Annotated in this window: 21 protein-coding genes; all 21 read left to right on the plus strand. The window is 35.1% G+C overall.

All coding sequences use genetic code 11. The features are described from left to right. Positions 1–130 precede the first annotated feature (130 nt). The 21 genes from P5P89_RS02915 (at position 131) to P5P89_RS03015 (ending at position 22,606) form a co-directional block, all read left to right on the plus strand. The gene (locus tag P5P89_RS02915; protein ID WP_278010665.1) at positions 131–1,549 is read left to right on the plus strand and encodes an MBL fold metallo-hydrolase; all 1,419 of its coding nucleotides are present in this window, start codon (positions 131–133) and stop codon (positions 1,547–1,549) included. A 187-nt stretch (positions 1,550–1,736) separates the two neighbouring features. Next, positions 1,737–2,300: a YeeE/YedE family protein gene (locus tag P5P89_RS02920; RefSeq protein ID WP_278011978.1), complete on the plus strand. Its 564-nt coding sequence runs from the start codon at positions 1,737–1,739 to the stop codon at positions 2,298–2,300. 11 nt (positions 2,301–2,311) lie between these two features. Continuing rightward, the gene (locus P5P89_RS02925; RefSeq protein ID WP_278010666.1) at positions 2,312–2,788 is read left to right on the plus strand and encodes a DUF6691 family protein; all 477 of its coding nucleotides are present in this window, start codon (positions 2,312–2,314) and stop codon (positions 2,786–2,788) included. Between the two features lie 295 nt (positions 2,789–3,083). Then, a complete protein-coding gene (locus P5P89_RS02930; RefSeq protein WP_278010667.1) occupies positions 3,084–4,676 on the plus strand; it encodes a glycerol-3-phosphate dehydrogenase/oxidase in 1,593 nt (530 codons plus the stop codon). Positions 4,677–4,952: 276 nt separating this feature from the next. After that, complete coding sequence (locus P5P89_RS02935) at positions 4,953–5,414, plus strand: MarR family winged helix-turn-helix transcriptional regulator (protein WP_278010668.1); 462 nt, start codon at positions 4,953–4,955, stop codon at positions 5,412–5,414. A gap of 4 nt (positions 5,415–5,418) precedes the next feature. After that, positions 5,419–6,051, plus strand: a complete 633-nt coding sequence (locus P5P89_RS02940; RefSeq protein WP_278010669.1) for an NAD(P)H-dependent oxidoreductase — start codon at positions 5,419–5,421, stop codon at positions 6,049–6,051. 32 nt (positions 6,052–6,083) lie between these two features. Further along, positions 6,084–6,650: a YceI family protein gene (locus P5P89_RS02945; protein WP_278010670.1), complete on the plus strand. Its 567-nt coding sequence runs from the start codon at positions 6,084–6,086 to the stop codon at positions 6,648–6,650. Between the two features lie 244 nt (positions 6,651–6,894). Next, complete coding sequence (locus tag P5P89_RS02950; protein WP_278010671.1) at positions 6,895–8,169, plus strand: hypothetical protein; 1,275 nt, start codon at positions 6,895–6,897, stop codon at positions 8,167–8,169. 300 nt (positions 8,170–8,469) lie between these two features. Next, complete coding sequence (locus P5P89_RS02955; RefSeq protein WP_278010672.1) at positions 8,470–9,870, plus strand: anthranilate synthase component I family protein; 1,401 nt, start codon at positions 8,470–8,472, stop codon at positions 9,868–9,870. A 96-nt stretch (positions 9,871–9,966) separates the two neighbouring features. Continuing rightward, a complete protein-coding gene (locus P5P89_RS02960) occupies positions 9,967–10,533 on the plus strand; it encodes an anthranilate synthase component II (protein WP_278010673.1) in 567 nt (188 codons plus the stop codon). Positions 10,534–10,619: 86 nt separating this feature from the next. Further along, a complete protein-coding gene (trpD, locus tag P5P89_RS02965; RefSeq protein WP_278010674.1) occupies positions 10,620–11,612 on the plus strand; it encodes an anthranilate phosphoribosyltransferase in 993 nt (330 codons plus the stop codon). Between the two features lie 87 nt (positions 11,613–11,699). Next, positions 11,700–12,479: an indole-3-glycerol phosphate synthase TrpC gene (gene trpC, locus P5P89_RS02970; RefSeq protein WP_278011979.1), complete on the plus strand. Its 780-nt coding sequence runs from the start codon at positions 11,700–11,702 to the stop codon at positions 12,477–12,479. 87 nt (positions 12,480–12,566) lie between these two features. Beyond that, positions 12,567–13,199 (plus strand): phosphoribosylanthranilate isomerase, encoded by a 633-nt coding sequence (locus P5P89_RS02975; protein WP_446681924.1) that lies wholly within the window; start codon positions 12,567–12,569, stop codon positions 13,197–13,199. A gap of 13 nt (positions 13,200–13,212) precedes the next feature. Next, positions 13,213–14,394 (plus strand): tryptophan synthase subunit beta, encoded by a 1,182-nt coding sequence (gene trpB, locus P5P89_RS02980; protein WP_278010676.1) that lies wholly within the window; start codon positions 13,213–13,215, stop codon positions 14,392–14,394. A 162-nt stretch (positions 14,395–14,556) separates the two neighbouring features. Next, positions 14,557–14,874, plus strand: coding sequence for a gamma-glutamylcyclotransferase family protein (locus P5P89_RS02985; RefSeq protein WP_223682912.1), 318 nt, complete (start codon positions 14,557–14,559; stop codon positions 14,872–14,874). A gap of 113 nt (positions 14,875–14,987) precedes the next feature. Continuing rightward, entirely contained in the window at positions 14,988–15,749 is a 762-nt protein-coding gene (gene trpA, locus P5P89_RS02990; RefSeq protein ID WP_278010677.1) for a tryptophan synthase subunit alpha, read from the plus strand. A 423-nt stretch (positions 15,750–16,172) separates the two neighbouring features. Further along, complete coding sequence (locus P5P89_RS02995) at positions 16,173–17,846, plus strand: M1 family metallopeptidase (RefSeq protein ID WP_278010678.1); 1,674 nt, start codon at positions 16,173–16,175, stop codon at positions 17,844–17,846. 131 nt (positions 17,847–17,977) lie between these two features. Beyond that, positions 17,978–18,607 (plus strand): TetR/AcrR family transcriptional regulator, encoded by a 630-nt coding sequence (locus P5P89_RS03000; protein WP_278010679.1) that lies wholly within the window; start codon positions 17,978–17,980, stop codon positions 18,605–18,607. Then, a complete protein-coding gene (locus P5P89_RS03005; protein ID WP_269237043.1) occupies positions 18,597–19,919 on the plus strand; it encodes a TolC family protein in 1,323 nt (440 codons plus the stop codon). Before P5P89_RS03000 ends, P5P89_RS03005 begins: the two co-directional genes overlap by 11 nt. Positions 19,920–19,931: 12 nt before the next feature. Then, positions 19,932–21,011 carry an HlyD family secretion protein gene (locus P5P89_RS03010; protein WP_278010680.1) on the plus strand — a complete coding sequence of 360 codons (1,080 nt, stop codon included), beginning with the start codon at positions 19,932–19,934 and terminating at the stop codon, positions 21,009–21,011. A 5-nt stretch (positions 21,012–21,016) separates the two neighbouring features. Continuing rightward, positions 21,017–22,606, plus strand: coding sequence for an MDR family MFS transporter (locus P5P89_RS03015; RefSeq protein ID WP_278010681.1), 1,590 nt, complete (start codon positions 21,017–21,019; stop codon positions 22,604–22,606). The last annotated feature ends 153 nt before the right edge of the window (positions 22,607–22,759 follow it).

A 22,759-nucleotide genomic window follows, 5' to 3' on the forward strand; every position in this document is an offset into this window, starting at 1 on the left:
TGAACTTATATCACTTATATGGTAAATTATTTAAAGTTTTTTCTGCAAAACCAGATTTCTGTAACATTAGTCACTTACTTTAGCCTAAAACAAACTTACCTTTGTCATCCAATTATTTACTAAGAAAATCATGAAAATAGAACAAATTTACACCGGATGTCTCGCACAAGGTGCATACTATATTACTTCAAATGGAGAAGCTGCTATTGTTGATCCGCTTCGTGAAATTCAGCCTTATCTGGATCGTCTGGAACGAGACGGCGTTAAACTGAAATACATTTTTGAAACACATTTTCACGCCGATTTCGTTTCTGGTCATCTTGATTTAAGCAAAGAAACTCACGCATCCATTGTTTACGGCCCAAATGCCAAACCTGAATTTGAATGTATTATTGCTAAAGACGGAGAGGATTTTAAAATCGGAAATATTATCATCAAAGCCTTACATACCCCCGGTCATACGATGGAAAGCACGACTTATTTACTTATTGATGAAAACGGAAAAGATTACGCTATTTTTTCCGGAGATACTCTATTTATCGGTGATGTTGGACGCCCTGACCTTGCTCAAAAAGCGGCAGGAATGACTCAGGATGAACTCGCCGGGATTTTATTTTATTCACTTCGAAATAAAATTATGACTTTGGCTGATGATGTGATTGTTTACCCTGCGCACGGTGCCGGAAGTGCGTGTGGAAAAAATATGAGCAAGGAAACGATTTCGACCATCGGGAATCAAAAAATAACCAATTATGCTTTGCGTGAAAATATGACCGAAACCGAATTCATCAAAGAAGTCACAGATGGTTTATTGCCTCCTCCAGCCTATTTCAGTATGAACGTTGCGATGAATAAAAAAGGATATGAAAGCTTTGAATCGGTTTTACACAATGGAATGAAGGAAATCAAAGCAGAAGATTTTGAAACTGTCGCAGAAAAAACCAATGCTTTAATTCTGGACACAAGAAGTGCAGCCGATTTTAGTAAAGCCTATATTCCACAATCTATTAATATTGGAATCAACGGCGATTTTGCTCCCTGGGTTGGAACTTTAATTGCTAATGTAAAACAACCTATTATATTGGTTACCGAAGCTGGTATGCAAGAAGAAACCGTAACCCGTTTAAGCCGTGTAGGTTTTGATACAATCATCGGACATTTGAAAGATGGCTTTGAAGCCTGGCAAAAAGCAGGTTTTGAAACAGATTCTGTAAACCGAATCACAGCAGAGCAATTTGCAAACGAAGCCGACATTCAAAAAGACAAAATAATCGATGTTCGAAAAGAAACTGAATATGAGGCTGAACATATCGAAGATGCATACAGCAAACCTTTGGCTTATATTAATGACTGGGTAAAAGATATTGACCCTAAGGAACATTTTTATCTGCATTGTGCAGGTGGTTATAGAAGCATGATTGCCGCTTCGATTTTACAAGCAAGAGGTTTCAGAAATTTCACCGAAATTGAAGGCGGTTTTGGAGCAATAGCAAAAACAACTATTGCAAAATCTGATTTCGTTTGCCAAAGTAAGGTTTTGAAAGCATAAACATTGAACATAAATTCTTTTACCATATAAGTTATATAAGTTCATTTAATTTCGGTGCGTTTTAACTATAAACTAATTAAACTTGTAAGTTCATATAAGTTAAGCGCAATCTAAACTCCAGCTTATAATTACTTACATCACTTATTACGGTGAAAAAAAACATTTTAATTTTTAAATAAACATGAGTATACTAGAAATTATAAAAGAGCCCTGGCCCTGGTACGTTGCAGGCCCATTGATTGGATTGACTGTTCCAATTTTATTAATCATCGGAAATAAATCTTTCGGAATCAGTTCCTCATTGCGCCATATTTGTGCTGCATGTATTCCTGCTAATATTTCCTTTTTTAAATACAACTGGAAAAAAGAAAGCTGGAATTTATTTTTCGTTCTAGGAATATTTTTTGGTGGTATTATCGCCGGTTATTTCCTGTCAAATCCAAACGCAGTTGTTATCACTCCCGAATTGTCAGCAAAATTAGCTACTTACGGAATCACAGACCACAATGGTTTAGTTCCGTCGCAATTATTTTCGTGGGAAAGTTTATTCACACTTCGAGGGTTTATCATGATTGTTGTGGGCGGATTTTTAGTAGGCTTCGGAACCCGTTATGCAGGAGGCTGTACAAGCGGACATGCCATTATGGGATTATCAAATCTGCAATGGCCGTCGTTAGTAGCAACCATCTGTTTTATGATTGGCGGTTTTATAATGTCACTTTTGATTTTGCCTTATATTCTTTCACTTTAAAATTTTAAAAAATGAGTTTAGAAAATAAAAATACAGACAACGAAGGAATCAACGCAAGTCAGCAAAATGAATCCGTGTTTGGAAACCTAAAATATTTAATCGTTGGGATTTTTTTCGGAATTATATTTGTAAAAGCCGAAATCATCAGTTGGTTCCGCATTCAGGAAATGTTCAGTTTAGAATCATTTCATATGTATGGTGTAATTGGAAGCGCAGTTGCTGTTGGATTACTATCAGTTCAATTGATTAAAAAATTCAATATAAAAACTTTACAAGGAGAAAAAATCGAAATCCAGCCAAAAACTTTCAACAAGGGACAAATATATGGCGGATTGTTATTCGGTTTCGGATGGGCCATTACCGGAGCTTGTCCGGGACCATTGTTCGCCCAAATTGGTACAGGTGCAACAGTTATTATTGTAACTTTAGTAAGCGCCATTGCCGGAACCTGGGTTTACGGATTGGTAAAAGACAAACTTCCTCACTAAAAATTTGTTTCAGGTTACAATTTGTTTCAGGTTTCAGTTTGATATAATTTGGACAAAGTTTAATCGCACGCTAAGATATACGCAAAGTTCACAGAGTTTTTTCACAAAGCTTGTGAACTTTGCGTTTTTCATGAGCTTTCTATTCTAAAAACCTTACGCTCTTTGAGGTTAAATATGTTCAAAAGTCAACTTGAAACTTGAAACAAATAAAAACCAAATCCATTTCTTCATCAATTTTTAATTTCCTTTTGCTAAGTTTGCTTTCAACAACATTTTCCAAAAAGTAAACTAAAATATGATTCGTTCCGAACAGCTCTCTCAATTACAAAATACCGAAAAATGGGACATAATCATAATTGGTGGAGGCGCAAGCGGTCTCGGTACGGCTCTTGATGCAGCAAGTCGAGGTTATAAAACAATCTTACTGGAAGCCGTTGATTTTGCAAAAGGCACATCGAGCAGAAGTACAAAACTCGTACATGGAGGAGTTCGTTATTTAGCCCAAGGCGATGTGCATCTCGTACGTGAAGCATTAAAAGAAAGAGGTTTGCTATCTCAAAACGCAGGACATTTGGTTAAAAACCAATCATTTGTTATTCCGAATTACAATCGCTGGAGCGGTTATTTCTATACTATCGGCTTAAAAATTTATGATTTATTGGCGGGCAGTTTAAGTTTAGGTCTTTCAAAATATATTTCAAAAGAAAAAACCATTGAAATGCTTCCGAATGTACAGCAAAAGGGATTGGTAAACGGCGTAATCTATCACGACGGACAATTTGATGATTCGCGTTTGGCTATCAATCTTGCACAGACAGCTGTAGAAAAAGGTGCCTGTGTTATCAATTATATAAAGGTTGTTAATCTAATAAAAGATGATACGGAAACGGTTATTGGCGTACAGGCAATCGATCAGGAAACTGGAACTCAATACCACATAAAAGGTTCTGCCATCATAAATGCTACAGGCGTTTTTACAAATGCTATAATGAAGCTCAATGATAAAGTGTATAAAAAATATATCGTTCCGAGTCAGGGAATCCATTTGGTGTTTGATAAATCTTTCTTACCGGGCGGCCAAGCCTTAATGATTCCGAAAACAAAAGACGGAAGGGTTTTATTTGCAGTACCATGGCATAACCGCGTCGTGGTTGGGACCACAGATACTTTAATAAAAAGTCACAGTTTAGAACCTGTTGCGCTGGAAAGTGAGATTCAATTTGTTCTTGAAACAGCCCAACGTTTTTTAGCTAAAAAACCAACACGAGCAGATGTATTATCGGTTTTTGCAGGTTTACGTCCGTTGGCAGCACCTAAAGAAGAGGGCAAAAGTACCAAAGAGGTTTCCAGAAGCCATAAAATTCTGGTTTCTAAAACGGGATTAATCACGATTACCGGAGGAAAATGGACTACGTATAGAAAAATGGCTGAGGAAATTATTGACAAATCCATTAAAACAGGAAAATTACCTAAAAAAGATTGTGTTACTGAACATCTTTCCATCCACGGAAACAAACCCACCACTACTGCTGATCGGGAAAATCACCTTTACATTTATGGCTCAGATATTCCTAAAATAACCCAATTACAAAAAAGTGAACCTGAACTAAATGAAAAACTCCACCCCGACCACGAATTCACTATGGCAGAAGTGGTTTGGGCAATCCGTTATGAAATGGCCAGAAATGTCGATGATATTCTGGCAAGACGTGTCCGTTTATTATTCTTAGATGCGAGGGCGGCAATTGAGTCTTCAGAAAAAGCGGCACGATTAATTGCGAAAGAACTCGGATATGATGAAATCTGGATCGCTAAGGAAATTTCTAATTTTAAAGCAATTTCAAAAGGTTTTCTTTTATCAGAGTACCAACAAAATACATTAAAATAGCTATTTAATATCCCAAACTGCAAAAAGTTCATCTTACAAAAAACTAACAATCAATAATTTTACTTCGAGATAGCTTATCAATTTTAACTTTTAGTTAATTATCATAAAATCAGAATTTTAAAACATATAAATCACTAATTTTACCAGAATTAAAATTCCAAAACCTTTGTTGAATATTGAATTTTAAATACATTAACAAAAGATTAACAAAAACACTTGTATATACAACAGTTAAAAAGATATACATTTGTATATACAAATTATACACTTACAACTATGACAATTGAAGAGGTTATAAAAAGTACTGTTAAGATGGATAATGCGAAAAAAGTTATTCTGAATATCATGTATACGCAAAATGTAATTCTGGATCATTTCAACGAGTTGATAAAACCGTATGATTTGTCCGGAGAACAATATAATGTATTACGCATACTAAGAGGACAAAAAGGAAATCCTGCCAATATGTGTGTGATACAGGAGCGTATGCTTGCCAAAACAAGTAATACAACCCGATTGGTTGATAAACTGCTATTAAAAGAGTATGTAACCCGAAATGTCTGTCCGGACAATCGACGAAAAATAGAGGTTTCGATTACTCAGAAAGGATTAGACGTTTTAAAAGAATTAGATCCAAAAGTAGATGCCCATGAGCATGCATTTGCTTCCAATATAAGCCCTGAAGAATTAGAATTATTAAACCAATTATTAGAGAAATACAGAACCCAAGAAAATTAATATTATGAGTACATTATTAGACAATTTAAACTGGAGATATGCAACTAAAAAATTTGATGCAACCAAAAAAATCTCAGAATCAGATTTAAATACATTAAAAGAAGCTGTCAGATTAAGCGCTTCTTCATACGGATTACAGCCATTTAAAGTGGTTATTGTAGAAAATCCGGAATTAAGAGAAAAATTAAAAGCCGAAGCCTGGGGGCAAACTCAAATCACAGATGCTTCTCACCTTTTCATTTTTGCAAATGATGTATCTCTTGATGCAAATTCAGTTGATCAGTATATGAAAAACATCAGCGAAACCAGAGGTGTCCCGGTTGAAGCTTTAGAAGGATTCAGTGGTATGATCAAAGGACAGATTGCAGGTTTATCAAACGATGCAAAAAACGTATGGACTGCTAAACAAACTTATATTGCTTTAGGAACATTATTAAGCGCAGCAGCCGAATTAAAAATTGACACTACGCCAATGGAAGGTTTTAGCCCTGCAGCATTCAATGAAATTTTAGGTTTAGACAAATTAGGCTTAAATGCAGCAGTTGTTGCAACTATTGGTTACAGACATGATGAGGACGACGCTCAGCATTATAAAAAAGTTAGAAAATCTCAGGAAGAATTATTTATCACACTTTAATTATTTAATAACAATCAAAATCATTTTACAACATGAAAAATTTAAAAACAATTGCAATAGCATTATTCGTAGCAGTGGCTGGTGTTTCAGTAAACGCACAAACTAAAAAAATTGATGTAAAAGCTTCTACTATCAAATGGGTTGGTAAAAAAGTAACTGGAGAACACTCTGGAACTGTAAACTTTAAAGAAGGAGCTTTAGTTTTCAAAGGAAAAAAATTAACTGGAGGAAGTTTTACAGTTGATATGACTTCATTAACTGCAACTGATTTGACTGGAGAATACCAGGGAAAATTAAATGGTCACTTAAAAGCTGACGATTTCTTCGGAACTGACAAATACCCAACTTCAAAATTAGTTTTCAAAACAATAGGTGCTAAATCAGCTGATGTTTACACTGTAACTGCTGACTTAACTATCAAAGGAATCACTAAACCTGTAACTTTTGACATCGCTGTAAAAGGAAATACTGCAACAACTGAATTTAAAGTTGACAGAACTAAATACGATATCAAATACAACTCTGGTAACTTCTTCCAAAACTTAGGAGACAAAACTATCAATGACGATTTCGAATTAGCTGTAGTTTTAAAATTCTAATATTTCAGACTTACTAATTTGAAATTCAGTACCCCCAACAATTTAGATTATTGGGGGTTCTTTTTTTACTAAATCATCGACAAATGGTTTAAAAATCCTGATAAAAAACACAATAGTAACGTTCTTAAAGTTGTTCTAACACTATGATAACATGACGAAATGTTTTGATTAACATTCGGCTTTTAATTTTGACTTCGTTAAAAAAACAATAAAAATCAAAAACTAGAAATCAAAAATTATAGTTATGAAAACTAAATTACTCATTGTCTTTATACTACTTATAAGCACTTTTAATCTTCAGGCACAACAAAAAGGAATAACTGGAACATCCAACTGGATGAATAACTGGACTAACTTTAAACCAGCAGTGATAGAATATAACGAAGCTACAAATATAATTGCCGGAACGATTGACAAAGATACCAGACTAACGAAAAGTAATACTTATCAGCTGGTTGGTATCGTTTATGTAACTAATAATGCTGTACTTACAATCGACCCCGGAACAGTTATCAGAGGCGACGACAAAACCTGCGGAACATTAGTAATTACAAATGGTGCAAAAATCGTTGCCGAAGGTTTAGAAACAGATCCCATTATTTTTACTTCTAATAAAGAAACTACTGAAAGAAGACCTGGCGATTGGGGCGGAATCATCATTCTGGGAAAAGCACCTATCAATAAACTGGGCGGCATAAGTACACTGCCCTTCAACTTAGACCCAATATTAAATCATTATGGAGGACAGGACGCAGAAGATAATTCAGGAATTCTGAAATATGTGCGTATTGAATATTCGGGCAGAAAATTAAGTGCTTTGAAAGAACTTAACGGACTTTCACTTGCGGGAGTTGGAAGAAAAACAGTTTTAAGTAATATTCAGATAAGTTTTTCTAATGATGATTCTTTTGAATGTTATGGCGGCGATCTGAATATGAATAACCTGATTTCATACCGAACCACAGACGATGACTTTGATTTTACTCAGGGAGCACAAATCAACATCAGCAACAGTATTGCGATCCGTCACCCTTTTTCATCGGATATTTCAGGTTCAAGATGTTTTGAAGCAGATTCATACGACAAAATTGAAAACACAGACGTAACTAAAAAAATGACCCGAATAAATGCCAGCAACATCACTCTTGTAAATCTGGAAGAAAACAATCAGGGACTCGTTCGCGAATCTGCTCATATTGGAGAAAACACTTTTTTCAATTTGACCAATAGTGTTGTTTCAGGTTTCACTCCTTTTATACTTTTAAGTGGGAGTATCGGAAATGGGAATGAGAATTTATCAAAAATTACATTAAAAAATGTGATTGCCAACAATTGTAATGACGGAATAACAAGCGAATATTCAAGCAATGATCCCGGAATTAAAAACTGGTACAACAACCCTGAATTTGCCATAGAATTTACAAAGATAAAAAGTGACGAATTATTTGCAACGCCTAATATTAAAGGAAATCCGGACTTTAGAATAAAATTGAACAATGCGGTTGCAAGCGGAAAATAAGTAATAAAATGTATAGCCCTTTTTACATATTTAACAAATTTATAAATTAAGAAAAAAATTTTTTGGGTTTGGATGCATTCTAATTCAAATTACATTTATATATTTGCGATATCAAAATAAGATTATGAAAATTACAATGAACAATACTTGGTGGTGGAAGAATTTACGTCAGACGTCGTGAACAAAGCTTCCTATGGTATTGTAAACTATAAAATATAAAAGGCTTGTCATCACGACAAGCCTTTTTTTTTGGTCGAAATCAAACTAACAGAAAATATTAAAAATTAAAAACAAAATACATTGAAACCTTTTATACTCAACACACACTATAAACAAATCCTGGCAGACACTATTACGCCGGTAAGTATTTATTTTAAAATCAGAGATAAATTCCCAAATAGTTTATTACTGGAAAGTAGTGACTATCACGGAAATGATAATAGTTTCTCGTATATATGCTGCAATCCTATCGCAACAATTAAAATCGAAAACGAAGTTATTTCTAAAACTTTTCCTGATGGAACGGCAGAGCAAATTTCAGTTGAAGCTTCTACTAATATTCCGGAAGTAGTTCAGGAATTTTCAGGTCAGTTCAAATCGGAGAAAAACGATTTTAAGTTTATCAATAATGGTCTATTCGGATACATTTCTTACGATGCTGTACGTTATTTCGAAAAGGTAGAAATTGCTAAAAAAGATTCAGCAACCTTAATCCCGGATGTTTTTTATGCAGTTTACCAAAACATTATTGCCATCAATCACTTCAAAAACGAAGCGTATATATTTTGCCACAGTGTTGATGGAAGAAACAATATTTCAGAAATCGAACAATTATTACAATCCCGAAATATTGCTTCATATAAATTCACTAAAGAAGGCGAAGGTTTCTCTAACCTTACAGACGAAGAATTCAAACACAATGTAGCTTTGGCTAAAAAACATTGTTTCCGTGGAGACGTTTTTCAATTGGTACTTTCACGACGTTTTACACAGGGCTTCAAAGGCGATGAATTCAATGTGTACCGTGCTTTAAGAAGCATAAACCCTTCTCCGTATTTATTCTTTTTTGATTATGGCGATTTCAAAATATTTGGGTCTTCACCCGAGGCACAAATTATCGTAAAAAACAGAAAAGCCGAAATCCACCCAATTGCCGGAACTTTCAGAAGAACCGGAAATGATGAAAAAGACGCCGAGCTGGCAAAAAAATTATCCGAGGATAAAAAAGAAAACAGCGAGCACGTGATGCTGGTCGATCTGGCAAGAAACGATCTAAGCCGAAACGGTCATGATGTGAACGTAGAAAGATACAGAGAGGTTCAGTTTTTCTCGCATGTAATCCATCTGGTTTCAAAAGTTACCGGACATTTACATGATAAAGCGACAACCATGCAGGTGGTTGCCGACACTTTTCCTGCAGGAACTTTAAGCGGCGCGCCAAAACACAGAGCGATGCAATTGATTGAGGATTACGAAAAAACAAACCGCAATTTCTACGGAGGTGCAATTGGCTTTATGGATTTTGAAGGCAATTTTAATCATGCAATTATGATTCGAACTTTCCTATCAAAAAACCATCAGCTGCACTGTCAGGCAGGAGCCGGAATTGTGGCAAGTTCTGATGAAGAAAGTGAAATGCAGGAAGTTTATAATAAATTAAGAGCATTGAATACGGCTTTGGAAATGGCTGAAAAAATTTAGTTTAAAAACAGTTTCAAGTTTTCTTTGTTTCAAGTTTCAGGTTAACTGTAACGTGAAAACCTGAAACTTGAAACCTGAAACAAAAAAACAAACACAATGAAAAAAATATTAGTTATAGACAATTACGATAGTTTTACTTACAACTTAGTACACTATCTGGAAGATTTAAACTGTGAAGTAACCGTTTACAGAAACGATGAATTTGATATTGACGAAATTGGTTCTTTCGATAAAATACTGCTTTCACCAGGTCCTGGAATTCCGGATGAAGCAGGTTTACTAAAAGATGTAATTCGCAAATATGCTCCAACAAAAAGCATTTTAGGTGTTTGTTTAGGACAGCAGGCAATCGGAGAAGTTTTTGGAGGAACGCTTTCAAATCTTGATAAAGTATACCACGGTGTTGCTACAAATGTAAAAAAAGCAGTTACAGACGAATCATTATTTGATGGTCTGGAAGATGAATTTGAAGTAGGACGTTACCATTCATGGGTTGTGAATGCTGATTTACCGGAAGTTTTAGAAGCTACTTCATTTGAAGAGCACGGTCAGGTAATGTCTTTACGCCACAAAACATACGATGTTCGCGGAGTACAATTTCATCCGGAAAGCGTATTAACACCAAATGGTAAAAGGATTTTAGAAAACTGGATTAAGGGTTAATTTTTTGTTCAGGTTTCATGTTTAAAGTTTCAAGTTATTGGAGTGTGAAAGCTAAAACTTGAAACAAAAAAACTAAAAGTAAAAAAATGAAAACAATATTAAACAAATTAATCAATCACGAAGTGCTTACCAAAGAAGAAGCAAAAAACGTATTGATTAATATCTCAAGTGGTCAGTACAATCCGAGTCAGATTTCGGCTTTTTTGACCGTATTTATGATGCGAAGCATTACGATTGAAGAATTAATCGGTTTCAGGGAAGCACTGTCTGAATTGTGTATCCGTATTGATTTATCCGATTACAACACCATCGATTTGGTGGGTACCGGAGGGGATGGAAAAGATACTTTTAACATCTCTACTCTGGCATCATTTGTAACCGCCGGCGCCGGAATAAAAGTGACTAAGCATGGTAATTACGGAGTTTCATCTATTACAGGTTCCAGTAATGTTATGGAAGCTTTAGGAGTTAAATTTAGTAACGATCCTAATTTCCTTGAAAAATGTGTAGATAAGGCTGGTATTTGCATTCTTCACGCTCCTCTGTTCCATCCGGCTATGAAACATGTTGGACCACTTCGTAAAGAACTGGCAGTCAAAACCATTTTCAACATTCTGGGACCACTAATTAATCCTTCCTTTCCAAAAAATCAATTACTAGGGGTTTTCAATCTGGAATTGGCGAGAATGTATGCTTATCTGTATCAAAATACCGATAGTAATTTTACGATTGTGCACGCTTTGGATGGCTATGATGAAATCTCTTTGACAGGGCCAACCAAAATAATTACACATAGTACCGAAGGTATGCTAAATCCGGAAGATTTTGGTGTTAAATTAATTAAACAAAGCGACATTCAAGGAGGTGAAACTGTTGCGGAATCGGCAGAAATTTTTACGAAAATCATTTCAGGAAACGGAACCGAAGCACAAAATAATGTTGTTTGTGCCAACGCAGCCATGGCGATTGCAACTGTCACAAAATGTTCCCCACTAGAAGGGTTTGAACAAGCAAAAGAAAGTTTGTTATCCGGAAAAGGATTGAAAGCATTACAGAAATTACAAGAATTAAGTAAATAATTTTTTAGTTTCAAGTTTCAGGTTTCAAGTTTCAAGTTGTTGGAACGTGAAACTAAAAAGACTTGAAACTTGAAACAAATAAAGACAATGAACATTTTAGATAAAATAATAATAGACAAAAAAAGAGAAGTGATTTTGAAGAAATCGATTATTCCTGTTTCTCAATTGGAAGCTTCAGTGTTTTTTGGAAAACAGACTATTTCACTTAGCCAAAAATTAAAAGAAAGTAATTCTGGAATAATAGCAGAGCACAAACGCCGTTCTCCTTCAAAATCAATCATCAATAACAATTTTACGGTTGAAGAAGTCGTTAAGGGCTACGAAGATGCCGGAGCCTGTGGAATTTCGGTTCTGACTGACGGAAAATATTTCGGCGGATCTTTAGACGATTTACTTTTAGCAAGAGCCTCAGTAAATATTCCACTATTGCGAAAAGAATTTATTGTAGATGAATACCAGATTTTAGAAGCAAAAGCCCACGGAGCCGATTTGATTTTGCTGATCGCTGCAGTTTTAACCCGTGAAGAAATCAAATCCTTATCTGAATTTGCTAAAAAATTAGGTTTAGAAGTATTATTAGAAGTTCACAATCACGAAGAACTGGAGAAATCAATTATGCCTAGTTTAGATATGATTGGCGTGAATAACCGAAACCTAAAAACTTTTGAAGTAAGTCTGGATTTCAGCAAACAGCTGGCTTCTCAAATTCCGGATGAATTTGTAAAAGTTTCTGAAAGTGGAATTTCATCTGTAGAAGCGATTCAGGAATTAAAACCTTACGGATATAAAGGTTTCTTAATTGGAGAAAACTTCATGAAAACAGACAACGCAGGAAAAGCAGCAACAGAATTTATTAAACAGCTATAAAGCTTAAGCTTTGAGCTATCGGCTATGGGTTCAGCCCATTGCTCAAAGCTCAAAGCTCAAAGCCCATTGCTCAAAGCAAACAAAAAAATGAAACTCAAAATATGCGGCATGAAATATCCAGAAAACATTCTCGAAGTAGGTTCACTCCTGCCCGATTATATGGGATTTATTTTCTGGGATAAATCCGCAAGATATTGTGACGGAAATATTCCGGAGCTCATAAAAACAATTAAAAAAACAGGCGTATTTGTAAACCAGAGTCAGGAAGAAATTCTGGAAAAAGTAGAAAAACACAATTTACAAGCCATTCAGTTACACGGGAATGAATCGGTTGAATTTTGTTCAGATTTAAAAGAAAGACTTCCAAAGAAAATCGAAATCATTAAAGTATTTTCAGCAGACGAAAATTTTGATTTTGAAATCATTACACCTTTTGAAAATGTCTGCGATTATTTTCTGTTTGATACCAAAGGAAAATTACCCGGCGGCAACGGAACCACTTTTGACTGGACAATATTAAAAAAATACAATTCGCATAAGCCTTTCTTTTTAAGCGGCGGCATTGGAATGAATGAATTAAAAGCCATCGAAGAAATCTCAAAAAGCAACCTGCCTATTTATGCTGTCGATATAAATAGTAAATTTGAAATCGAACCGGGGCTAAAGAATAAAAATCTATTAAGCAATTTCAAGCGGAAATTTGAAATTGTCAACATTTAAACTTTAAAACAAAATGAATTTTAACGTAGACGAAAAAGGATATTACGGAGAATTTGGAGGAGCTTACATTCCTGAAATGCTCTATCCGAATGTAGAAGAATTACGCCAGAATTATTTAAAAATTACAGCTGAACCTGATTTTAAAGCCGAATTCAACCAATTACTCAAAGATTACGTTGGCCGCCCAAGCCCATTATATTTCGCTAAGCGTTTATCTGAGAAATACAATACAAAAGTTTACTTAAAAAGAGAAGACTTAAACCATACCGGAGCACATAAAGTTAATAATACAATCGGGCAAATATTAGTTGCCAGACGTTTAGGCAAAAAACGAATTATTGCCGAAACCGGTGCTGGTCAACACGGTGTTGCGACAGCAACTGTTTGTGCTTTGATGGGAATGGAATGTATCGTGTACATGGGCGAGATTGACATTGCACGTCAGGCTCCAAACGTAGCCAGAATGAAAATGTTAGGCGCAGAAGTTCGTCCTGCACTTTCGGGTTCAAGAACTTTAAAAGATGCTACAAACGAAGCTATTAGAGACTGGATCAACAATCCGGTTGACACCCATTATATTATCGGATCTGCAATTGGACCTCATCCTTATCCGGATATGGTAACGCGTTTTCAAAGTGTAATTTCAGAGGAAATCAAATGGCAGTTAAAAGAAAAAGAAGGTCGTGAAAATCCGGATTATGTAGTCGCTTGTATTGGTGGAGGAAGCAATGCTGCCGGAACCTATTATCACTTTTTGCACGAGCCAGAAGTTGGAATCATTGCTGTTGAAGCTGCCGGAAAAGGTGTTGACAGCGGACACAGTGCCGCAACTAGCAAATTGGGAAAAGTGGGCGTTATCCACGGTTGTAAAACCCTTTTGATGCAAACATCTGACGGACAAATTACAGAACCATATTCGATTTCTGCAGGTCTTGATTACCCTGGTGTGGGGCCGATGCACGCACATTTGGCACAAACCGGACGTGGCGAATTTTTCTCAGTAACCGATGACGATGCGATGAATGCAGGTTTGCAGCTTACTAAATTAGAAGGAATCATTCCGGCGATTGAGAGCGCACATGCTTTTGCCGTTTTAGACCAAAAGAAATTCAAACCAACTGATATTGTGGTGATCAGCCTTTCAGGTCGTGGCGACAAAGATTTAGATAATTATATTGACTATTTTAAATTGTAATAAAAGTTGTATTTTTGGGCGTTACCCAATCCCGATAGCTATCGGGAGGGCTGTACGCTAAATTCCCAATAACAAAAACTACGGCCAAAAGCCTTGTTTTTCTAATCGGGCGATACCGCTTCCATCCCTAACGCAAACAGATAACGAGAAAAATAAAGATTTATGGAACAGATATTCTCCTACGGAACATTACAATCAAAAGAAATTCAGATGCAGGTTTTTAATAAACTGTTGACTGGGACACCGGACCAGCTAACAGGTTACAAACTAAAAGATCTTCAGATAGAAGAAGAATTTGGAATTGAAGACTATTTTGTAGCAACGCCAAGCGAAAATCCATCGGATGCAGTAGACGGTATTGTTTACACTATTTCCAGTGCTGACCTTGCAAAAGCAGATCAATTTGAATCTAATGCTTACAAAAGAGTTCAAATAACGCTGAAGTCGGGAGTTGTTGCATGGATTTATATTGAAAATTAATCTAAAACAGATTCATTTAATTTGCAGGACTTTCAAAAATCTGGCAGGCTTACATTAACAAAAGAAATCCCTACAAGGTTTTGAAACCCTTGCAGGAGCAAAAAAATATTAAAATGAACAGAATAACCCAAAAATTACAAGAAGATAAAAAGATCCTTTCTATTTATTTTTCAGCAGGATATCCAAACTTAAATGATACCGTTCAGATTATTCAGGATTTAGAAAAAAACGGCGTGGATTTAATCGAAATAGGTCTTCCGTTCAGTGATCCTCTGGCAGACGGACCAACAATCCAGGCAAGTTCAACCTCAGCACTTCATAACGGAATGACCACTCAGCTGCTTTTTGACCAGCTGGCAAACATTCGCGAAAGCGTAAAAATTCCGTTGATTATTATGGGATATTTTAATCCGATGCTGCAATACGGAGTTGAAGCTTTCTGTAAAAAATGCGCGGAAATTGGTATCGACGGATTAATCATTCCGGATCTTCCGGTTGATGTTTATGCAGACGAATACAAAGCTATTTTCGAAAAATATGGTTTAATTAATGTGTTTTTAATTACACCACAAACTTCAGACGATCGTATCCGTTTTATCGATAGCGTTTCAAATGGATTTATTTATATGGTAAGTTCGGCAAGTGTTACAGGATCACAATCTGGTTTCGGAAATGTTCAGGAAGAATATTTTGAGAGAATTTCAAATCTTAATCTAAGGAATCCTCAGATCGTTGGTTTCGGAATTTCGAATAAAGAAACTTTTAATCAGGCTACAAAATATGCAAAAGGCGCTATTATTGGAAGTGCTTTCATCAAACATTTAAGCGAAAGCGGAAGTGTTAAGATTGAAGAATTTGTTGAAGCGATTCGATAGATTTTCTTTTTATAAACAATTCAAAAAGGCATTTAAATTATTTTTAAGTGCCATTTTTTTTAAAACCCTTTTATTTTACTTTAAATAATCATTTTCCCATTGTTACGCATTTTTTATATTTTAAATCCAAACCTGAAAAAGAAATTTTAGGGTATATTGTTGCACAGAATTTTGCTAACAGAGACTGAAACTAAAGAAATTATGACTGTAGTTCATGGCACAATGAACTTTAAATTATCTCATGAAAACAATTATCTTAATAAAGAAAGCATTATTGGATTACAAATGTATTTCCACAACTTGAAGATAGCGTTGAAAGAGAAGTACAAAATGCTGGAAAGAACTTGACGAATAACATTTATTAGAACGATTTAAAAATTAAACGTAAATTACACGGTCTTTCTAATTTATAACTCCGTATTTATGATAAATGCTATAAGTAAAAGAACTTTTATACTTATTTTCAACTTACTGTTTTGTTTTGCACATGCGCAACAAAATCAAAAATTACCAATACCAACAAAACAAGATACTTTAAACGGTTCTATAACTCCCGAAAGAATCTGGTGGGATATTCAGCATTATGATCTCACTATAAAACCTGATTACAACAGCAAAACTATTACCGGAAAAAATGTAATTGAATATAATGTTGTCAATAAAAAGCATTCTCCATTAATGCAAATTGACCTTGTTGCTCCTTTAAAAATCGACAGCATTTTTCAGAAAGGAAAAAAAGTAGATTATACTCAAAATGAAAATATTTGGTATTTAAAGTTGCCTTATAATCAACTTTCTAAAAAAAATAAAATCACCATTTATTATTCCGGGAAACCTACAGAATCCATCAAACCGCCTTGGGATGGAGGTCTGGTCTGGTCAAAAGATTCCTTAAATCGTCCGTGGATTTCAGTTGCATGTCAGTACAAAGGTGCTAGCTTGTGGTATCCTTGTAAAAATGCTTTGTATGATGAGCCTGATAAAGGCGCGACAATAACAGTTTCTGCTTCAAACGGTTTAATAGCAATTTCGAATGGCCGTTTAAAATTAAAAAACAAAAATACCGATAATACTTTCTCTTATACCTGGGAAATTAAAAATCCTATTAATCATTATGGAATTACTTTTTACATAGGAAATTATGTAAATCTTCATGATACCTACAAAGGAGAAAACGGAAGTTTAAGTATGGATTACTGGGTTTTAGATTACAACAAAGAAAAAGCTAAAAAACATATGATCCCGGAAGTTCATAATACAATGAAATCTCTGGAAAATTGGTTTGGTCCCTATCCTTTTTATGAAGACGGATTTAAAATTGTAGACGCACCTTACATCGGAATGGAACATCAAAGTGCAATTGCGTATGGAAGTTCTTACAAAAAGGGGACAAACAAAAAAGGAGGTGATATTTCGAATACCGGCTGGGGCAAAAAAACAGATAAAATTATCGTTCACGAAATGGCGCACGAATGGTTCGGGAACAGCATCACTGCAAATGACATTGCCGACCGATGGATTCAGGAAGGTTTTGCAGGTTTGGCCGAAGAACTTGTTATAGCTGATTTATACGAAAAACAAGCAGGAAATGAATTTATGATTGGCCGATTCAGAACTATTGAAAATGACAAACCGGTTATTGGCCGATACGGAATAAATGAAGATGGCAGCAATGATAATTATATCAAAGGTTGGGCAGTTTTGCACATGATAAAAACGATTATAAACGATGACACAAAATTTAGAGAAATATTGCGCAGTTTAAATTATGATTTCCACAATAAAGTTATTACATCAAATGAAATAGAAAACTATATAAGTAGAAAATCAGGAATCAATTTCTACTATTTATTTGACCAATATCTGAGATCAGAAAGAGTTCCGGTTTTGGAATACAAGTTTAAAGATGAACAATTAAGCTATCGATATATAAATTGTAATGACGATTTTGAAATGCCAATTACTACAAATTGGACACAGGATAAATGGTTGAAACCTACGACTTCCTTTCAGACATTACGGTTAAAAAATGAAGATTTCAACAAATACTTCAATCCTAATCCTAACTTTTACATCACGATTAAAGAAGTTAAATAACTTTACTTTTAATAATTTTGAAGAGCAAAATTAACTACACCGTTTTATGTTAATATTAAGTTAAAACAAAACTAAACAAGTGTTTAAATTAAACAAGTGTTTAATTTTGTATTCGATTTCAAAACAACATCATGTCACAGATCGAATTAAACGATAAAAAAATTCAAATTCTGAAAGTAGCCGAGAAACTTTTTTCGGAAAAAGGATTTGAAGGAACGTCTATACGAGACATCTCTAAAGAGGCAAAAATTAATATTGCCATGGTTTCGTATTATTTTGGTTCTAAAGAAAAGCTGCTTGAAGCTTTGATAATTCATAAAACAGCTGATTTAAAATTACAAATCGAAAGTTTACAGCACGAAAAACTCGAACCTCTTGATAAAGTAAATAAATTAGTCGAAATTTACATTAACCGAATCAATTGTAACAAAGGGATATTCAGGGTTTTACATTTCGAACTTACATCAAAAAAAAGAGAAAATAGCTTAGCCGTTTTCACAGAATTGAAAAAAGGCAATTTAAAGTCACTGGAAACAATTATTCATGAAGGCCAGTCTAAAGGAATTTTTAGAAAAGATATAATTATTCCGCTTATCACTCCGACAATAATGGGTACTTTTTTTCATTTTCATATGAATAAACCTTTCTTCGTCGAATTACTGAATTTAAACACAGAAGAGTTGTATGACAATTACATCAAAACGATTCTTAAAAACCACATTCAACAAACTATAAAAGCACTACTTGTTTATGAAAATTAGTCAATTAATGCTCTTTGGAGTTTTCTTTATCGGAATTTCTTCAATAGAAGCACAAGAAAAAACAAGTTTAACCTTAGACGAAGCCGTTAAGCTGGCGTGGGAAAAGAGTAACGAAGTTACACTTGCCAATACTAAGGTAAACACAAAAAAATACGAATTACAGTCGGTTAAGAATAATCAGTATCCGGACTTAAAAGTTTCGGGTCAATACCAGCGTTTAGGAAAAGCTTCGATTGACCTGCATAACGATCAGGCAAGTTCTGAGCCTATGGCATCTCCTGACCGTGCTATGTTAGGAATGGCAAATCTTAGTCTGCCAATCTTTTCGGGATTTAAAATTCAAAGCAGTATTGATACTTACGAAAGTTTATACGAAGCAGAAACTGCGAATGCAGCTAAAACGAAAGAAGATGTTGCGCTCCGCGTGATTACCTATTATACTGCATTATATAAAGCCCAAAAAACATTAGATCTTTTAAACGAAAACCAGAAACAGGCAAAACAGCGTGTAACTGATTTTACCGAATTAGAAAAAAACGGAATTATCCCGAGAAATGATTTATTGAAAGCACAATTGATGGTTTCAAAAACACAATTATCTATTGATGAAGCGAATAACAACATCAATAATATCAATTTTTATCTTACAACATTGCTTAAATTAGATCCTTCAGTAAAACTTCAGGTTAATGAGCAGGATTTCTTTAATTTAAAAACAAGCAATGCCCCAACATCTGATGCATTGGCATTGGAAAACAGAAAAGATTTAGAAGCTGTCCGTTTACAATCTAAAGCAAGCGAAGCTAATATTAGAGTTGCAAAAGCTGGTTACTATCCAACATTAGCTTTATTGGGAGGTTATACAGCTTTCGATCTTAAAGATTTTATTACTGTAAAGTATGCTATGAATTTCGGCGTTGGACTATCTTATGATTTATCGGGAATTCTAAAAAACAATTCGCACGTAAAAGAAGCTGAAAGTAAAGCGATGGAGGTAAAAAATTCTGAAGCACTTTTAAGCGATCGCATCAAAGTAGAAGTTCAAAAATCTATTGAAGATTATGACTTAGCTATTAATCAGAGTGTGGTTTATGATGAAGCATTACAACAGGCTTCTGAAAACTACAGACTGGTAAAGGACAAATTCGACAACGGTTTATCTGATACCAATGATCTTGTTGAAGCTGATGTAGAACATTTAAGCGCTAAAATCAATACTGCTTTATCAAAAGCAACTATTATCCAAAAGTATTATGAATTACTTTCGGTATCCGGACAATTATCTCAATCATTCAATCTTTCTAAAATATAATCGCTAGCTCTCATGGAAAAGAAAAAGACAAATAAAAAATTCATCATTATACTAACCGTTTTGATTTTAGTAGGAGGAACTTACGGAATTTCAAAATATTTACACTCTCAGGCACACGAAGAAACAGATGATGCACAGATCGAGAAAAGAATGAATCCGATTATTCCAAGAGTATCGGGATACATTAGCAAAGTATATGTAAAAGATAATGATTTTGTAAAAAAAGGAGATACTTTGTTTACAATTGACAAGAGGGATTATCAATTGAAAATTGATGAAGCACAAGCCGCTTTATTAGGAGCTGAAGGTCAGTATGAAGCTGCAAAAGCAGATATCGGCAGTGCTTACGCAAGCATTAATGTTTCTGATGCTCAGATGAAATCAGCTGGCGGTTCTATCGAAAGTGCTAAAATCAGACTCAGACAATTGACAAACGACTACAACCGTTATAATAATTTATATAAAACGCATACGATTACGAAACAACAATACGAGCAGGCATTAACAGCGAAAGAAGAAGCCGAAAATCAGGTTCGTGTTTTAGAGCAGCAACAAAGAGCAAGTTCATTCCAAAAATCGGTTATCCAGTCAAAATCTAAAGTTTCTGACAAACAAACAGAAGTAGCTGCAGCTAACATCAAAAAAGCAAAAACTATGCTTGATGTTGCTCATTTAAACCTTTCATACACAGTAGTTACTGCTGCAATTGATGGCCAGGTTTCTAAAGTGGATATTCAGCCGGGACAATTGGTTCAGCCTGGTCAGTCTTTATTTTATATTATCAACAACAATGAAGCATGGGTTGTAGCAAACTTTAAAGAAACACAATTGAACAAAATGGTTGTGGGGCAAAAAGTAAGCTTAAAAGTGGATGCTTATCCTAATTATGAATTTAAAGGAACTGTTACTTCTTTCTCGCCTGCTACAGGATCTCGTTTTTCATTATTACCTCCTGACAATGCAACAGGAAACTTCGTAAAAACGATTCAGAGATTACCTGTAAAAATTAGTTTAGACTCTTCAAACGATCCTAAAAAAGTAGAATTATTACGTCCTGGAATGAATGTTGACGTAGACGTACATTTGAAATAAAATAAATGGCAGCAGCAGTACAAGGAGACGACGATTTAGTAGAATACGGCTACAGACGTGTAATCATTACGATTACGGCAGTACTTTGTGCATTGCTGGAAATTGTAGATACTACGATTGTAAACGTAGCACTGACAGACATGCGCGGAAGTCTTGGGGCAACCCTGACTGACGTTGCGTGGGTAATTACAGCATACGCGATTGCGAATGTTATTGTAATTCCGATGACGAGCTGGCTATCACAGCAATTTGGAAGACGAAATTATTTTGTGGCTTCAATCATAATATTTACTGTCTGTTCCTTTTTGTGTGGAAATGCCACAAATATTTGGGAACTGGTAGCCTTCCGGTTCGTACAAGGTATGGGTGGTGGAGCACTATTGGTAACAGCCCAAACGATTATTACAGAAAGTTACCCAGTAGCCAAACGTGGAATGGCGCAGGCAATTTACGGAATGGGTGTAATTGTTGGACCAACTCTGGGACCACCTTTGGGAGGTTATTTAGTTGATAATTATTCCTGGCCTTATATTTTCTACATCAATATTCCTTTGGGAATTATTGCTACAATCCTGGCTTTAACTTTCGTTAGAAGTCCAAAATATGGAGAGAAATTAAAAGCAAATCAGGTTGACTGGTGGGGAATTATTTTGTTGAGTACCTTTATTGGTTCATTACAATTCGTATTAGAGCACGGACAACAGGACGACTGGTTTAACGATTCTTTAATTGTAACCTTAAGTGTTGTAACAGTTTTAGGATTGGTTTTATTTATTTGGAGAGAGCTTACCTATAAACATCCAATTGTAAACTTAAGTGTTTTAAAAGACGGGAATTTAAGAATCGGAACCGTAATGTGTTTTATTCTTGGTTTCGGTTTATACGGATCGACATTGATTATCCCAATTTACACGCAGTCAATCTTAGGATGGACCGCAACTGATGCCGGATTATTATTAATTCCGGGATCGATTACAACAGCACTTATGATGCCGTTTGTGGGGAATATGATTCAGAAAGGTGTACCTCAGGGTTATATGGTAGGAGTAGGATTTTTAATTTTCTTCTTCTTTACCTTTATGATGTACAGCCGTATGACGCCTGATACTGGAGTTGAACATATGTACTGGCCTTTAATTTTAAGAGGAATTGGTTTAGGATTACTTTTCGTACCTATTACGACACTTTCCCTTTCAACTTTAAAAGGAAAACAAATTGGTGAAGGAGCAGCATTTACAGGAATGATGCGTCAATTAGGCGGATCTTTTGGTATTGCCATTATTACTACGTTCATCACGCGCTTCAGCCAGTCGCACCGAGTAGATTTAATTAACAATTTAGATCCGGCCAAATTCGAAGTACAGCAGCGAATTGCAGGGATGCAGCACGCTTTTATGGCAAAAGGTTACAGTGCCGATGTTGCTTTAAAAAAAGCGTATCAGGCTATTGATCTTTCTGTAATGAAACAAAGTACTGTAATGGCTTACATGGATATTTTCCTTTATTTAGGAATCATGTTTTTATGTTGCATACCGATTATTCTCTTTATCAAAAAAGGGAAGAACAAAATTAATGCAGCCGACGCAATGCATTAATGCTAATAATAATTTATAATATTCAAAACGCCGAATTCAATAATCAGAATTCGGCGTTGTTTTTTTAGCTATTTTGTATTTAACCGCAAAGTTCGCAATGAATTTATTCAGCAAAACTCTAAAAAAGTTCACAAGGCTTTGTGCATTTTTTTG

Origin of the sequence: Flavobacterium gyeonganense, assembly GCF_029625295.1 — a bacterium.
In the GTDB taxonomy this organism is placed as follows: Bacteria; Bacteroidota; Bacteroidia; order Flavobacteriales; family Flavobacteriaceae; genus Flavobacterium; species Flavobacterium gyeonganense.

Bases quoted from the DNA above. Each gene is read 5' to 3' on its own strand.
- P5P89_RS02915 (WP_278010665.1), top strand. From the start codon at position 131: ATGAAAATAGAACAAATTTACACCGGATGTCTCGCACAAGGTGCATAC.
- P5P89_RS02925 (WP_278010666.1), top strand. From the start codon at position 2,312: ATGAGTTTAGAAAATAAAAATACAGACAACGAAGGAATCAACGCAAGT.
- P5P89_RS02930 (WP_278010667.1), top strand. From the start codon at position 3,084: ATGATTCGTTCCGAACAGCTCTCTCAATTACAAAATACCGAAAAATGG.
- P5P89_RS02935 (WP_278010668.1), top strand. From the start codon at position 4,953: ATGACAATTGAAGAGGTTATAAAAAGTACTGTTAAGATGGATAATGCG.
- P5P89_RS02940 (WP_278010669.1), top strand. From the start codon at position 5,419: ATGAGTACATTATTAGACAATTTAAACTGGAGATATGCAACTAAAAAA.
- P5P89_RS02945 (WP_278010670.1), top strand. From the start codon at position 6,084: ATGAAAAATTTAAAAACAATTGCAATAGCATTATTCGTAGCAGTGGCT.
- P5P89_RS02950 (WP_278010671.1), top strand. From the start codon at position 6,895: ATGAAAACTAAATTACTCATTGTCTTTATACTACTTATAAGCACTTTT.
- P5P89_RS02960 (WP_278010673.1), top strand. From the start codon at position 9,967: ATGAAAAAAATATTAGTTATAGACAATTACGATAGTTTTACTTACAAC.
- trpD (WP_278010674.1), top strand. From the start codon at position 10,620: ATGAAAACAATATTAAACAAATTAATCAATCACGAAGTGCTTACCAAA.
- trpC (WP_278011979.1), top strand. From the start codon at position 11,700: ATGAACATTTTAGATAAAATAATAATAGACAAAAAAAGAGAAGTGATT.
- P5P89_RS02975 (WP_446681924.1), top strand. From the start codon at position 12,567: ATGAAACTCAAAATATGCGGCATGAAATATCCAGAAAACATTCTCGAA.
- trpB (WP_278010676.1), top strand. From the start codon at position 13,213: ATGAATTTTAACGTAGACGAAAAAGGATATTACGGAGAATTTGGAGGA.
- P5P89_RS02985 (WP_223682912.1), top strand. From the start codon at position 14,557: ATGGAACAGATATTCTCCTACGGAACATTACAATCAAAAGAAATTCAG.
- trpA (WP_278010677.1), top strand. From the start codon at position 14,988: ATGAACAGAATAACCCAAAAATTACAAGAAGATAAAAAGATCCTTTCT.
- P5P89_RS02995 (WP_278010678.1), top strand. From the start codon at position 16,173: ATGATAAATGCTATAAGTAAAAGAACTTTTATACTTATTTTCAACTTA.
- P5P89_RS03000 (WP_278010679.1), top strand. From the start codon at position 17,978: ATGTCACAGATCGAATTAAACGATAAAAAAATTCAAATTCTGAAAGTA.
- P5P89_RS03005 (WP_269237043.1), top strand. From the start codon at position 18,597: ATGAAAATTAGTCAATTAATGCTCTTTGGAGTTTTCTTTATCGGAATT.
- P5P89_RS03010 (WP_278010680.1), top strand. From the start codon at position 19,932: ATGGAAAAGAAAAAGACAAATAAAAAATTCATCATTATACTAACCGTT.
- P5P89_RS03015 (WP_278010681.1), top strand. From the start codon at position 21,017: ATGGCAGCAGCAGTACAAGGAGACGACGATTTAGTAGAATACGGCTAC.